Here is a 13289-nt window from a genome sequence, read left to right on the forward strand (position 1 = left end):
ATCCACAGCTTGTTCCCGTTTGAACGGGGCTATAACGATCAAGGATTGATCACATGCCATTGCTTGAATCTGCGTCGGTTCCGCCTGCGGAACTGGAGGCCCGTCTGCGCTTGCATCGCTTGCCGGAACTGGGACCCAAACGTTTCATGACCTTGATGGAAGCCTTTGGCTCGGCCTCCAAAGCCATCAGCGCACCGGCCAGTGCGTGGCGAGCGCTGGGGCTGCCGGCCACGTGCGCCGAGGCCCGACGCGCCCCGGAGATACGCGACGGCGCCGCCCACGCATTGGCCTGGCTAGACGGCCCGGCCCAGCATTTATTGATGTGGGACCAGCCTGAGTACCCTGCGCTGCTGGCACAGATCAGTGATCCACCGCCGCTGCTGTTCGTCGCCGGCGACCCCTTCATCCTGGAAAAACCGCAGCTGGCCATGGTCGGCAGTCGTCGGGCATCGCGCCCGGGCGTGGACACGGCGGCGGCGTTTTCCAGGAGCCTGGCCGGCGCTGGTTTTGTCATCACCAGTGGCTTGGCATTGGGCATCGACGCCGCCGCGCATCAAGCCGCACTGGATGTCGGTGGGCAAACCGTCGGCGTGCTGGGCACGGGCCTTGAAAATTTTTATCCACAGCGCAATCGACGATTGGCGGAAGCGATGATTGCCCAGGGCAGCGCGGTGGTCTCGGAGTTCCCGCTGGACGCAGCGCCCCACGCCAGCAACTTTCCGCGCCGTAACCGAATCATCAGCGGTTTGTCCCTCGGCGTGCTGGTGGTCGAGGCCAGTGTCGCCAGCGGTTCGCTGATCACCGCACGGCTGGCGGCGGAACAGGGCCGCGAGGTGTACGCCATTCCGGGGTCGATCCATCATCCCGGCGCCCGGGGTTGCCATCAGTTGATCCGCGACGGCGCGGCGCTGGTGGAAACGGTCGAGCACATCCTCGAAGCGTTGCGCGGTTGGCAGCGATTGCCCCTCGCCTCGGAGCCGGTGCCGGTGACGCATCCGCTGTTGCGCCTGCTCCATGCCGCGCCGCAGACCAGTGAAGCCTTGGCCGATGCCAGCGGCTGGGGCTTGTCCAAGGTCCTGGCGGCACTGACCGAGCTGGAAATGGACGGACGGGCCACCTGCGAGCATGGACGCTGGTTTGCTCGCTAGGTTTTATGGGGAAGATCGGTAAACTGCGCACAGCCTTATTGCGTTGCGGAGAGTCTTTTCATGGTCAACAGTTGGCGAGTGCAACAAGCCGCGCGAGAAATTCGCGCCGGGGCGGTCATTGCCTACCCAACCGAAGCGGTCTGGGGCCTGGGTTGCGACCCGTGGAACGAAGAAGCGGTTGAGCGCCTGCTGGCGATCAAGTCCCGGCTGCCCGACAAGGGATTGATCCTGGTGGCTGACAACATCCGCCAGTTCGACTTTCTGTTCGAGGACTTTCCCGAAACCTGGATGGACCGCATGGCCAGCACTTGGCCAGGGCCCAACACCTGGCTGGTGCCGCACCAGGATTTGCTGCCGGAATGGATCACCGGCATACACGACACCGTCGCGCTGCGGGTCAGCGACCACCCGATCGTGCGCGATCTGTGCTCGTTGGTCGGACCGCTGGTCTCCACCTCGGCCAACCCCCAAGGCCGGCCGGCAGCGCGCACGCGCATTCGTGTCGAACAGTATTTCCGCGGGCAGATCGACCTGGTGCTGGGCGGCAACCTGGGCGGGCGCAAGAACCCGAGCGTGATTCGCGACCTGGCGACCGGCAAGGTCGTTCGCCCGGACTGAGCCCGCGTGTTCAATACAAAACTATTGTGAGAATGAAAAACGGCTCACTTAGGGAAAAACATGAACCTGTGGCGAGGGAGCTTGCTCCCGCGGGGCTCTGTAGGAGCTGTCGAGCGAAGCGAGGCTGCGATCTTTCCAGACACTTGAATTTCAAGCGAAAGATCAAAAGATCGCAGCCTTCGGCAGCTCCTACAGAGCCCCGCGGGAACAAGCCCCTCGCCACGGGCTTGTCGACAGGCTTAAGTGAGCCGCTCCCACAAATTCTTTGGCAGCCTTGAATCAAGGCAGCAGAACCGTCGACCCCGTCGTCCGCCGCGCCGACAATTCGGTATGCGCCTTGGCCGCTTCCGACAGCGGGAATCGCTGGTTGATGTCCACCGTGAGCTTGCCACTGGCGATCATCCCGAACAGTTCATCGGCCATGCGCTGCAGGTTTTCGGCGTTGTTGGCGTAGGTCGCCAGGGTCGGGCGGGTGACGTACAGCGAGCCCTTGGCCGAAAGAATCCCCAAGTTCACGCCATCCACCGCACCGGAGGCATTGCCGAAGCTCACCACCAGGCCACGGGGCGCCGTGCAGTCCAGGGAGGTCAGCCAGGTGTCCTTGCCGACGCCGTCATACACCACCGGGACTTTCTTGCCGCCGGTCAATTCCAACACGCGCTGCGGGACGTTTTCCTTGCTGTAGTCGATGACTTCCCAGGCGCCGTGGGATTTGGCGATGGCGGCTTTTTCCGCCGAGCTGACGGTACCGATCAGTTTCACGCCCAGGGCCTTGGCCCATTGGCAGGCGAGGGAGCCGACGCCACCTGCGGCGGCGTGGAACAGGATGGTTTCGCCGCCCTTGAGCTCGTAGGTCTGGCGGAGCAGGTACTGCACGGTCAAACCCTTGAGCATCACCCCGGCGGCCTGTTCGAAACTGATGGCCTCGGGCAAGTGAACCAGGTTGGCTTCGGGCAGTACGTGCACATCGCTGTAGGCGCCCAACGGGCCGCTGCCATAGGCCACGCGATCGCCGACCTTGAAGCGCGTCACGTCCGAACCAACGGCCTCGACCACGCCCGCGCCCTCCGCGCCGAGCCCCGACGGCAGGGCCGGTGGCGGATAAAGACCACTGCGGTAATAGGTGTCGATGAAGTTCAGGCCGATCGCCTTGTTGCTGACGCGAACCTGTTGCGGACCGGGCTCGGCCGGCTGGTAGTCCACGTACTCGAGCACTTCGGGTCCGCCGTGGGCGCTGAACTGGATGCGTTTGGCCATCTTCGCTTTCTCCTTATCGTGGGACTTTTACCAAGCCTGCTATCGGACTCCTAAGCTTGATCTTCGTCAACTGTGGTGTGGGCGGATGCGGTGTTATCCTGTGCGCCCATTTTGCCGGCGGCCTGTGTACGCCGCGCAGCGTAGCCCTGATCAAGGTGATGTCATGACTACTCGCACCGAGGCCGTGAAAGCCTATCTGCTGGACCTGCAAGACCGCATTTGCGCAGCCCTGGAAGCCGAGGACGGCGGCACTCGCTTCGTCGAGGATGCCTGGACCCGGCCCGCCGGCGGTGGCGGTCGCACGCGAGTGATCGAAAACGGCACGGTGATCGAAAAGGGCGGCGTCAACTTTTCCCACGTCTTCGGCAGCGGTCTCCCACCCTCGGCCAGCGCCCATCGGCCTGAGCTGGCCGGACGCGGCTTTGAAGCCCTGGGCGTGTCGCTGGTGATCCACCCGCACAACCCCCACGTGCCGACATCCCACGCCAACGTGCGCTTTTTCATCGCCGAAAAAGAAGGCGAAGAGCCGGTCTGGTGGTTTGGCGGCGGCTTCGACCTGACGCCTTATTACGGCGTGGAAGAAGATTGCGTGCATTGGCACCGCATCGCCCAGCAAGCCTGCGAGCCATTCGGCCCGGATGTCTATTCGCGCTACAAGGCCTGGTGCGACAGCTACTTCCACATCAAGCACCGCAACGAGCCCCGGGGCATCGGCGGCCTGTTTTTCGACGACCTGAACGAGTGGGATTTCGACACCAGCTTCGCCTTCATGCGCGCCATCGGTGACGCCTACATCGATGCCTACCTGCCTATCGTGCAGCGCCGCAAGAACGACGAGTTCACGGCCAAGCAACGGGAATTCCAGGAGTTCCGCCGTGGCCGCTACGTGGAATTCAACCTGGTCTATGACCGTGGCACGCTGTTCGGCCTGCAATCGGGCGGCCGTACCGAATCGATCCTGATGTCTTTGCCGCCGCAGGTCCGCTGGAGCTATGACTGGAAAGCCGAGCCGGGCAGCGACGAAGCGCGATTGACCGACTATTTCCTGCAGGATCGCGATTGGCTGGCGACGGCCTGAACGGGGAAACATCCAATGGACCGCTACGTTGTAATGGGTAACCCGATCGGCCACAGCAAGTCGCCGTTGATCCATCGCCTGTTTGCCGAGCAGACCGGCCAGGCGCTGGACTACAACACCTTGCTCGCGCCCCTGGAGGATTTCGCCGGTTGCGCGCGGGAATTTTTCCGCGAAGGGCGTGGGGCGAATGTCACCGTGCCCTTCAAGGAAGACGCTTTCCGCTTGGCTGACCAACTGACCGAACGGGCGCAACGGGCCGGTGCCGTCAACACCTTGAGCAAGCTGGCCGATGGCCGTTTGTTGGGCGATAACACCGACGGCGCCGGACTGGTGCGGGACCTGACCGTCAACGCCGGCTTCAGCCTCCAGGGCAAGCGCATCCTGTTACTGGGGGCCGGCGGCGCAGTGCGTGGCGCCTTGGAACCGCTGCTGGCCGAAGCGCCGGCGTCGGTGATCATCGCCAATCGAACGGTGGAAAAAGCCGAATTGCTCGCGGAGCTGTTCGCCGACCTCGGGCCGGTTTCGGCCAGTGGTTTCGATTGGTTGAAGGAGCCGGTGGACCTGATCATCAACGCCACGTCCGCCAGCCTGTCGGGCGAGGTGCCGCCGATTGCCGCCAGCCTGATCGAGCCGGGCAAAACGTTCTGCTACGACATGATGTACGGCAAGGAACCGACTTCGTTCTGCCGTTGGGCCCGCGAACACGGCGCGGCGGTGGCGATGGATGGCCTGGGCATGCTGGCCGAGCAGGCGGGCGAAGCGTTCTACCTGTGGCGCGGCGTACGCCCGGACACCGCGCCGGTCCTGGCCGAGTTACGCCGCCAGCTCGCACAGTAGGAGCTATGTAGGAGCGGTGTAGGAGCTGCCGAGTGCAACGAGGCTGCGATCTTTCCCCAGACAATTGAGTCACAAGTGAAAAAGATCGCAGCCTTCGGCAGCTCCTACAAGGGAAACAATTCAGCCTTCGAAGTGGATCGGGCATTTGTCCGGTCCTTCCAACTTCAACAACTCCTCCACCACCTGCGGCCTTGCCCCACGCAAGGTCAGGGTGCGCCCCTGGCTGCGCAACCGCCGGGCTTCTTGGTGGAGCATTTCCACGCCGGAATAATCGATGAAGTTGATCTGCTGGGCATCGATCACCACCCGCTGCGCCTGCATACGCTGCAAACGCACCTGTAAGTAATGACTGGCGCCGAAAAAGATCGAGCCGCCCACCCTCAGGACGTCCGCCTCGCCTTCGCGACTATGGTGCACGCGGGGCTGTGAGGTGCGCTTGAGATAGAAAAACAGCGAAGCGAGAACGCCGGCATAGATGGCGGTTTGCAGTTCCAGCAGCAGCGTGGCCAGGCAGGTCAGGCCCATGACCAGGAATTCGGAGCGGCTTACCCGGTGTAGCGCCCGGATGCCCCGGTGGTCTACCAGGCCCCAGGCAATCAGCAGGATGCTGCCGGCCATGGCGGGAATCGGAATGTGCGCAATGAGCTTCGCGCCAGCCACGGCAAACAACGCCACCCACAGCGCCGAGAACACTCCGGCCAAGGGCGAGCAGGCGCCAGCCTCATAACTGAGACCGGAACGGGTGAAGGAACCGGCTGACAAAGACCCGGCGAAAAATCCTCCAACGATATTCGAAAGGCCTTGCGCCCTGACTTCCTGGTTCGCATCGAGCAATTGCCCCGAGCGGACCGACAGCGAGCGGGCGATGGACAGGCTGGTCACCAGCCCGAGCATGCCCACCGCAACGGCGCCGGGCAGCAGGCGCAAGATCAGCTCCAAATCCAGTGGCAACGGCGTGAATGGCGGCAAGCGTCCGGTAAAGGCGCTGACCAGCGCCACATGCCCGAACATCGTCGGCCAGGCCCAGACCACCAGGCTGCTGATGACCAACGTTATCAACAGGCTCGGCCAGCGCGGCAGCAAGCGTTTGAGGACGATGCCCAGGACCAGCGTCCCTAAACCCAGCACCAGCGAAGGTTTATCCACAGCCCCGATGTGGCTGACCAACATGAGCAGGCTTTTCAACGCCGTGGCTTCGTTCGGCAGGTCCAGGCCCAGCAGATTCGGCAGTTGGCCCAAGGCGATGACTACCGCCGCGCCCAGGGTGAAACCCAGCACCACCGAATGCGAGACGAAATTGACCAGCGCTCCGAACCGCAGCAACCCGAGCAGCCACTGGAAAATACCCGCCAAGACCGTCAGCAACAGGATCAGCGTGATGTAGTCCTGGGAAGCAGGCACGGCCAGGGGACTGACCGTAGCGTATAGGACGATGGAGATCGCTGCCGTAGGACCGCAGATCAAATGCCACGACGATCCCCACAGGCAGGCAATCAGCACCGGCACGATCGCCGCGTACAGGCCGTACTCCGGCGGCAATCCGGCGATCAGGGCGTAGGCGATGGATTGCGGCAGCGCCAGGATTGCGCCGCTGAGGCCGACAATCAGGTCGCGACCGACACTGGCCCGCGACTGCCGGGGCAGCCAGCTCAAGAAGGGAAAGAGTGAATGGCGCGTGGGGATTGCCATGGGGCCTCAAGGATGGAATTTGGCGCAAGAGTATCAGGTCAGCCAACGTGGCGAGGGCGCTTGCTCCCGCTGGGCCCTGTAGGAGCTGGCGAAGCCTGCGATCTTTTGATCTTTTGATCTTTCGCTTGAGATTCAAGTGTCTGGGGAAAGATCGCAGCCTCGTTGCACTCGGCAGCTCCTACGCAGCTCCTACGTAGCGTTTACGCAGCGCTTACGCAACGCCTACGCAGCGCCTAGCAGGGAGCCTGGCAGGCTTCCTCGCCACAAGGGCCCGGCGCAGCTGTTAGAGCTTGGCCTTCACCGCCGCCAGCGCATCCTTGCCATCCGCCGTTTTCACGCCATCCAGCCACTTATCCAGCACCGCCGGGTTGGCCTTGATCCAGGCCTTGGCCGCTTCGGCATTGCTGACTTTCTTGTTCACCACCTCAGCCATGATGCTGTTTTCCATTTCCTGGGTGAAGCTCAGGTTGGTCAGCAGCTTGCCCACGTTCGGGCAGGCCTGTGCATAACCTTTGCGCGTCAGCGTATAGACGCTGCCGGTGTCGCCGAAATATTTCTCGCCGCCCTTGAGGTAATGCATCTTCAGCTGCACGTTCATCGGGTGCGGGGTCCAGCCGAGGAAGGTCACGAACTTCTGTTTTTTCACCGCGCGGGAGACTTCCGCCAACATCGCCTGCTCGCTCGATTCGACCAGTTTCCAGTCGCCCATGCCGAAATCGTTGGTCTTGATGATTTCCTTCAGGGAAAGGTTGGCCGGGGCGCCGGAGCCAATGCCGTAGATCTTCTTATCGAACTTGTCGGCGAATTTGTTCAGGTCGGCGAAGTTATGCACACCCGCGTCCCACACATAGTCGGGGACGGCCAGGGTAAATTCGGTGCCGTCCAGGTTCTTGGCCAGTTGTGTGACATCGCCGTTGGCCACGAACTTGTCGTAGAAACCCTGCTGCGCCGGCATCCAGTTACCCAGGAACACGTCGACCTGGCCGTCCTTCAAGCCGCCAAACGTGATCGGCACTGCAAGCGTATCGACCTTGGGCTTGTAACCCATGCCTTCCAGCAGGAAACCCGTGATGGCGTTGGTCGCGGCGATGTCGCTCCAGCCCGGGTCAGCCATCTTCACCGTTTCGCAGCTTTGCTCGGCCCACGCCGAAACACTGCTCAACGCCAACAGCCCGGCGGCCAGTACTGTGGATAACTTTTGCATGTGCTTCCCCTTACGTTATTGGTTTATTGGCAGGGTTGTGGATAACGGGCCTTGCGCTCCAGATCGTCCAGGTCGATGTGGTTGCGCATGTATTGCTGGCTGGCATCTACGAACGGCTGGTGATCCCAGCTCTTGAGCTTGCCCAAGGTCAGCGCATGGGCGACGAAACGGCGACGGCGCTGGCTGGCAAGCACTTGTTGATGGATCGTTGGAATGTCCCATTTCGCCCGCGCTTCGGCGAGAAAGTCGGCCATCAGGGATTGATGTCCGGGCGACTGGCTGAGGTTTTCCATTTCCTTGGGATCGTTGCGTACATCGAACAGCAGGCAAGGATCATCCTCGCTGTAGATGAATTTCCACGGACCGCGACGGATCATCATCAGCGGACTGATGGTGCCTTCGGCCATGTATTCGCCGAAGACCTCGTCATGGCCGCCCTGCCCTTGCAGATGTGGCACCAGCGAGCGGCCATCCAGCGGCAGACCTGGCTCCAGCGTACCGCCGGCCAATTCCACCAGGGTCGGCAGCAGGTCGGCGGTGGACACCGCCGCGCCAACCCGCCCACTGGCGAACTGCCCCGGTGCGCTGATCAGCAGCGGTACCCGGGCGGCCATTTCGAACCAGTGCATTTTGTACCAGAGGCCCTTTTCGCCGAGCATGTCGCCGTGATCGCCGGAGAACACGATAATGGTGTCATCGATCAATCCAGTGTCCTCGAGGGTTTGCAGCAGCTTGCCGACGTTACTGTCGATGTAGCTGCACGCCCCGAAGTATGCGCGGCGGGCATCACGAATCTTATCCACAGGCAGCGGCTTGTCCCAGAGATCATAGACTTTGAGCAAGCGCTGGGAATGTGGATCGAGTTCGGTTTGCGCTGGGGTTTGTGGCAATGGGATGTCGTTGTCGTCGTACAAATCCCAGAACGCCTTGGGAATCGTGTACGGGTCGTGTGGGTGAGTCATCGACACCGTCAGGCAAAACGGCTGGTCGCCGTCCTCGCGGATGTGGTCGAACAGATATTGCTGGGCCTTGAAGACCACTTCTTCATCGAAGTCCAGCTGGTTGGTGCGCACGCACGGTCCGGCCTGCAAGACCGACGACATGTTGTGGTACCAGCTCGGCCGCACATCCGGCTCGTCCCAGTTCACGGCCCAGCCGTAGTCAGCGGGATAGATGTCACTGGTCAGGCGTTCTTCGTAGCCGTGCAACTGGTCCGGCCCGCAGAAATGCATCTTGCCGGACAGCGCCGTGCGATAACCGAGGCGACGCAGGTAATGGGCGTAGGTTGGAACGTCCGCCGGGAAATCCGCCGCGTTGTCATAGGCGCCGATCTTGCTCGGCAACTGCCCGCTCACCAGCGTAAAGCGCGACGGCGCGCAGAGCGGGCTGTTGCAATAGGCGGCGTCGAACACCACGCCCTGGTCGGCCAGGCGTGACAGGTTCGGCAACTTGATCGGCGACGGACCATAGATCGGCAACATTGGCGCGGCCATTTGATCGGCCATGATGAAAAGAATGTTCTTGCGCTTCATGTATTCGCGGCATTCCATAGTGGGCAGTTATGCGATAGTGCTGCGATTGAGCATGTAGCCCATGCCTTTTGGGGTAAAGCCCATGCAAGACAATGACTAGGATAAGCACAGCTTATGTATGACGCCCTGGGTGACTTGTCACTGGACCTGTTCCGCGCCTTCGAATCGGCGGCCCGCCAGCAAAGCTTTACGGCGGCCGCGATTGAGTTGGGCACCACCCAACCGGCCATCAGCCAGCAGATCAAGCGGTTGGAGGAACAGCTGGGCACGCGATTGTTTGATCGCATCTATCGGGGCATCGAGTTGACCGAGGCCGGTGCCATCCTGTTCGAACAGGTCCAGGCCGGTTTGCAGACCATCGATGCAGGGCTTAATGCGATCACCGCCCAGCACCAGCACGAGGTGCTGCAAGTGGCGACGGACTTCGCCTTTGCCGCCTATTGGCTGATGCCTCGGCTGCATCGGTTTCACGCGGCCAATCCGCAGGTGGATGTGAGCCTGGTGACCAGCGAGCGCAACCACAACATGCTCCGTACGGATATCGACGTTGCGGTGTTGTTCGGCGACGGTCGCTTCAAGCAAGGCGAAAGTCATTGGCTTTTCAGCGAAGAGGTCTTTCCGGTGTGCAGCCCGCTGTTGCTCGGCGAACGTACCCTGCCCTTGCCGGCCCATGGCCTTGCGGAATTTCCCTTGCTGCATTTGCGTGGCGGCAACAGCAGCGCCTGGTTCGACTGGAGTGGGGTTTTCCGAGAACTGGGCATCACCTCGCCACCCGCGCCAGGGCAACTGCGGTTCGACAACTACACCCTGCTCATCCAGGCGGCGATCGGCGGCCAAGGCGTCGCCATCGGCTGGCGACACCTTGTGGATAACTTATTGGCGCAGGGGTTGTTGTGCCGTCCGATCGCTGAAACGGTGTTGTCGCGGCTGGGGTATTACGTGGTGTTGCCCCAGCGCAAACGTCGTGGGGTGTTGATCAAGTTGTTCGTGGATTGGCTGATGGAGGAACAGGCCAATAGTGCCGAGTCGCTGACTGGGTTGCCGCTGCCGTCGATTGCTGTTTGAAAAGATCGTCCGAACGCGGCCCGAGCCTTCGGCAGCTCCTACACGGCGGGCACGAAATTCACGTGTTGGCCCACGTGCAGGTTCAGGCGCAGTTCGTCAGCGATGCCAACCGCCACGCGATTCAGGCGCTCCAACGACTCGGCCATGCCTGGTTCCAGACTGGTGCTGACGTGGCTGAAATGCTCGATGCTCAACCCCTGCACGGCATAGGGCGCGTTGACGAGGGTCCACTGCAAGGCGCTGTTTTTCAGGGCATCGAGGATTTCTTCAGCGGCGTGGCGCTGCAGGTCGTCTTCCGACGAGTCTTCCTCCAGCACCGAGAAATTTCCAACCAGGAATAAACGCGGAATGTTCACCGCCTGCATGCCGGCAATCAGCGCATCCACCGCCAGGACCTGTTCCACCGGGCCGGGGATGAGCGTGCGCTCCACCTGTTCGCTGTTCATCGGCAGCCCCGGCGCATTCAACAGGCACACCACGGCGCTGGCACCCGCGACGCTCTGCTTCACGCGCTCAGGGTCGAAGAGGTCGCCGGTCTTGGCTCGCAGGCCCGGACGCGGCGCCAACGCCGTGAGATCATCCAGGATGGCGATGATTTCATGCTGGCGTCGCAGCAGTTCAGCCATCAACGCACTGCCGAGGCTGCTCATGGCACCATAGAGCACCACCTTGATGACCGGGGTTTCGGCGTTTTTCATGGCTGGTTTTCCTTTTTTCCCGCGTGTAAAGGCTCTGACACACGGTGAACCGAGAGGGTTCGGCGGGTCTTGCAAGGAGTGACCGATGCAACGGATCAAGGGCTATCACGCCCACGTCTATTTCGACGCCCACACACTCGACCAGGCGCGGGCCTTGTGCGAGGAAGCCGCGCAACTGTTCCCGCTGGAAATGGGACGGGTGCACCAACGGCCAGTCGGCCCACACCCGGACTGGAGTTGCCAACTGGCATTCGAACCGCAGTACATCGGCGTGGTCCTGCCGTGGCTGGCCCTCAATCGCAAGGGCTTGGTGGTTTTTCTGCATCCCGACACCGGCGATGACCTGGCGGACCACACCGACCATGCAATCTGGATGGGCGCGGTGCGGCCGTTGAAACTTTCAGCATTGAAGTGAAACGCTGACTGCTGTTGTGGCGAGGGATCTTGCTCCCGCTCGGCCTGTAGGAGCTGCCGAGCAAAGCGAGGCTGCGATCTTTGTCCACACGGAGAATCCAAGCGAAGATCAAGATCAACAGATCGCAGCCTTCGACAGCTCCTACACCGCAGCCCAGCGAGCCAATCATCAGCCATTGTTTGCGCGAAAGCCTGCTGAAAGCTTGCGCGATTAGGATCGCCTCACCTACCGGCAACAGACCGGTGGCCAACAACGAGTTTTCCTGATGCTCGTGCGGCCTTTTTAACAACAACAATGGTGATCCTGATGTCCGCTGCTACCTGTCCCGCTGCACCCACTCCATCCGTCCGTCCCGTGCTCTGCATCCTGCGCTGACCTGTCCGGTTCGCATTTCATAGCCACGCCACGCCTGGAGTATTTCCCATGCTGACTTTCCTTGGCTTCGCCATGGTCATCACGTTCATGTTCCTGATCATGACCAAGCGCCTGTCCGCGCTGATCGCCCTGATCATCATCCCGATCCTGTTCGCCCTGTTCGGCGGTTTTGCGCCGAAGATCGGCCCGATGATGCTCGAAGGCATCACCAAGCTCGCCCCGACCGGGGTGATGCTGATGTTCGCCATTCTCTATTTCGCCCTGATGATCGACTCCGGCCTGTTCGACCCGGCCGTGCGCAAGATCCTCAAGCTGGTCAAGGGCGACCCGTTGAAAGTTTCGGTCGGTACCGCCGTCCTGGCGCTCGTCGTTTCCCTTGATGGTGACGGCGCGACCACTTATATGATCTGCGTGGCCGCCATGCTGCCGCTCTACAGCCGTATCGGCATGAGCCCACGGATCATGGCCGGCTTGATCATCCTCGCCGGCGGCGTGATGAACATGACCCCTTGGGGCGGGCCAACCGCCCGGGCGGCCAGTGCGCTGCATGTCGATCCATCCGACATCTTCGTGCCAATGATTCCGGCGATGCTGGCCGGCGTGGTGGCGATCCTGGTGATTGCCTATATGTACGGCAAACGCGAGCGTGCGCGCCTGGGTGAACTGCACCTGGCTGGCGATGAAATCGACCACAGCGAAATCAGCGTTTCCCAGTTCCCGGACGCTCGCCGTCCGAAGCTGATCTGGTTCAACGGCGCGCTGACCCTGGCCCTGATGTGCACGCTGATCGCCGGCCTGCTGCCGCTGCCGGTGCTGTTCATGGTGGCCTTCAGTATCGCGATGATCGTCAACTACCCGTGCCTGCAACAGCAGAAAGACCGCGTCGCCGCTCACGCGGGCAGCGTCCTGGCGGTGGTCGGGCTGATTTTCGCGGCGGGGATCTTCACCGGCATCCTGTCGGGCACCGGCATGGTCGATGCCATGTCCAAGAGCCTGCTCGCGGTCATCCCGGACTTCCTCGGTCCTTACCTGGCGGTGATCACCGCGCTGGTGAGCATGCCGTTCACGTTCTTCATGTCGAACGATGCATTTTATTACGGGGTGTTACCGGTTTTGGCCGAAGCGGCCAGCCACTACGGCATCACCGCGGTCGAAATGGCCCGTGCTTCGATCGTCGGCCAGCCCGTGCACCTGTTGAGCCCGCTGGTTCCGTCGACTTATCTGCTGGTGGCCCTGGCCGGTATCGAGTTCGGCGATCACCAACGCTTCACCTTGAAGTGGGCAGTGCTGGTTTGCCTGTGCATAATGTTCGCCGCCTTGCTGATGGGGATTTTTCCGCTGTTCAGCACTCTATAAAAGCAATGCCCGCTGCG

12 protein-coding genes are annotated in these 13289 nt (G+C 61.8%); 7 read left to right on the top strand and 5 right to left on the bottom strand.

What is annotated here, in order from left to right; translation table 11 throughout:
* Window positions 1-53: 53 nt before the first annotated feature.
* Window positions 54-1148 carry a DNA-processing protein DprA gene (dprA, locus tag M8Q45_RS24555; protein WP_249876747.1) on the top strand — a complete coding sequence of 365 codons (1095 nt, stop codon included), beginning with the start codon at window positions 54-56 and terminating at the stop codon, window positions 1146-1148.
* 60 nt (window positions 1149-1208) lie between these two features.
* Window positions 1209-1766: an L-threonylcarbamoyladenylate synthase type 1 TsaC gene (gene tsaC / locus M8Q45_RS24560; protein WP_249876748.1), complete on the top strand. Its 558-nt coding sequence runs from the start codon at window positions 1209-1211 to the stop codon at window positions 1764-1766.
* A gap of 279 nt (window positions 1767-2045) precedes the next feature.
* Here tsaC and M8Q45_RS24565 read toward each other — a convergent pair whose 3' ends face one another.
* The gene (locus tag M8Q45_RS24565) at window positions 2046-3023 is read right to left on the bottom strand and encodes an NADPH:quinone reductase (protein ID WP_249876749.1); all 978 of its coding nucleotides are present in this window, start codon (window positions 3021-3023) and stop codon (window positions 2046-2048) included.
* 163 nt (window positions 3024-3186) lie between these two features.
* Between M8Q45_RS24565 and hemF the strand changes: the two genes are divergently transcribed.
* Window positions 3187-4101, top strand: a complete 915-nt coding sequence (gene hemF, locus M8Q45_RS24570; protein ID WP_249876750.1) for an oxygen-dependent coproporphyrinogen oxidase — start codon at window positions 3187-3189, stop codon at window positions 4099-4101.
* A gap of 15 nt (window positions 4102-4116) precedes the next feature.
* Complete coding sequence (gene aroE / locus M8Q45_RS24575) at window positions 4117-4938, top strand: shikimate dehydrogenase (protein ID WP_249876751.1); 822 nt, start codon at window positions 4117-4119, stop codon at window positions 4936-4938.
* A gap of 120 nt (window positions 4939-5058) precedes the next feature.
* Here the strand turns inward: aroE and M8Q45_RS24580 are convergent, their stop codons facing one another.
* From M8Q45_RS24580 to betC, 3 genes are all read right to left on the bottom strand, one after another.
* The gene (locus tag M8Q45_RS24580) at window positions 5059-6627 is read right to left on the bottom strand and encodes a SulP family inorganic anion transporter (RefSeq protein WP_249876752.1); all 1569 of its coding nucleotides are present in this window, start codon (window positions 6625-6627) and stop codon (window positions 5059-5061) included.
* A gap of 283 nt (window positions 6628-6910) precedes the next feature.
* On the bottom strand, window positions 6911-7831 hold the full coding sequence (choX, locus tag M8Q45_RS24585) for a choline ABC transporter substrate-binding protein (RefSeq protein ID WP_249876753.1): 921 nt from the start codon (window positions 7829-7831) through the stop codon (window positions 6911-6913).
* Window positions 7832-7854: 23 nt separating this feature from the next.
* Entirely contained in the window at window positions 7855-9363 is a 1509-nt protein-coding gene (betC, locus tag M8Q45_RS24590; RefSeq protein ID WP_249876754.1) for a choline-sulfatase, read from the bottom strand.
* Between the two features lie 114 nt (window positions 9364-9477).
* Between betC and M8Q45_RS24595 the strand changes: the two genes are divergently transcribed.
* A complete protein-coding gene (locus M8Q45_RS24595) occupies window positions 9478-10428 on the top strand; it encodes a choline sulfate utilization transcriptional regulator (protein WP_249876755.1) in 951 nt (316 codons plus the stop codon).
* A gap of 38 nt (window positions 10429-10466) precedes the next feature.
* Here the strand turns inward: M8Q45_RS24595 and M8Q45_RS24600 are convergent, their stop codons facing one another.
* Window positions 10467-11126: an NAD(P)-dependent oxidoreductase gene (locus tag M8Q45_RS24600; protein WP_249876756.1), complete on the bottom strand. Its 660-nt coding sequence runs from the start codon at window positions 11124-11126 to the stop codon at window positions 10467-10469.
* 85 nt (window positions 11127-11211) lie between these two features.
* On the opposite strand from M8Q45_RS24600, the gene M8Q45_RS24605 reads away from it, so the two are divergent.
* Together M8Q45_RS24605 and M8Q45_RS24610 are read left to right on the top strand one after the other, a co-directional pair.
* Window positions 11212-11541, top strand: coding sequence for a DOPA 4,5-dioxygenase family protein (locus tag M8Q45_RS24605; RefSeq protein ID WP_249876757.1), 330 nt, complete (start codon window positions 11212-11214; stop codon window positions 11539-11541).
* A 423-nt stretch (window positions 11542-11964) separates the two neighbouring features.
* Window positions 11965-13272, top strand: a complete 1308-nt coding sequence (locus M8Q45_RS24610) for a CitMHS family transporter (RefSeq protein WP_249876758.1) — start codon at window positions 11965-11967, stop codon at window positions 13270-13272.
* The last annotated feature ends 17 nt before the right edge of the window (window positions 13273-13289 follow it).

Origin of the sequence: Pseudomonas sp. T1.Ur, assembly GCF_023516725.1 — a bacterium.
Lineage (GTDB): Bacteria > Pseudomonadota > Gammaproteobacteria > Pseudomonadales > Pseudomonadaceae > Aquipseudomonas > Aquipseudomonas alvandae.

Bases quoted from the DNA above. Each gene is read 5' to 3' on its own strand.
- M8Q45_RS24610 (WP_249876758.1), top strand. From the start codon at position 11,965: ATGCTGACTTTCCTTGGCTTCGCCATGGTCATCACGTTCATGTTCCTG.
- dprA (WP_249876747.1), top strand. From the start codon at position 54: ATGCCATTGCTTGAATCTGCGTCGGTTCCGCCTGCGGAACTGGAGGCC.
- betC (WP_249876754.1), bottom strand. From the start codon at position 9,363: ATGAAGCGCAAGAACATTCTTTTCATCATGGCCGATCAAATGGCCGCG.
- M8Q45_RS24595 (WP_249876755.1), top strand. From the start codon at position 9,478: ATGTATGACGCCCTGGGTGACTTGTCACTGGACCTGTTCCGCGCCTTC.
- aroE (WP_249876751.1), top strand. From the start codon at position 4,117: ATGGACCGCTACGTTGTAATGGGTAACCCGATCGGCCACAGCAAGTCG.
- tsaC (WP_249876748.1), top strand. From the start codon at position 1,209: ATGGTCAACAGTTGGCGAGTGCAACAAGCCGCGCGAGAAATTCGCGCC.
- M8Q45_RS24605 (WP_249876757.1), top strand. From the start codon at position 11,212: ATGCAACGGATCAAGGGCTATCACGCCCACGTCTATTTCGACGCCCAC.
- M8Q45_RS24565 (WP_249876749.1), bottom strand. From the start codon at position 3,023: ATGGCCAAACGCATCCAGTTCAGCGCCCACGGCGGACCCGAAGTGCTC.
- hemF (WP_249876750.1), top strand. From the start codon at position 3,187: ATGACTACTCGCACCGAGGCCGTGAAAGCCTATCTGCTGGACCTGCAA.
- M8Q45_RS24580 (WP_249876752.1), bottom strand. From the start codon at position 6,627: ATGGCAATCCCCACGCGCCATTCACTCTTTCCCTTCTTGAGCTGGCTG.
- choX (WP_249876753.1), bottom strand. From the start codon at position 7,831: ATGCAAAAGTTATCCACAGTACTGGCCGCCGGGCTGTTGGCGTTGAGC.
- M8Q45_RS24600 (WP_249876756.1), bottom strand. From the start codon at position 11,126: ATGAAAAACGCCGAAACCCCGGTCATCAAGGTGGTGCTCTATGGTGCC.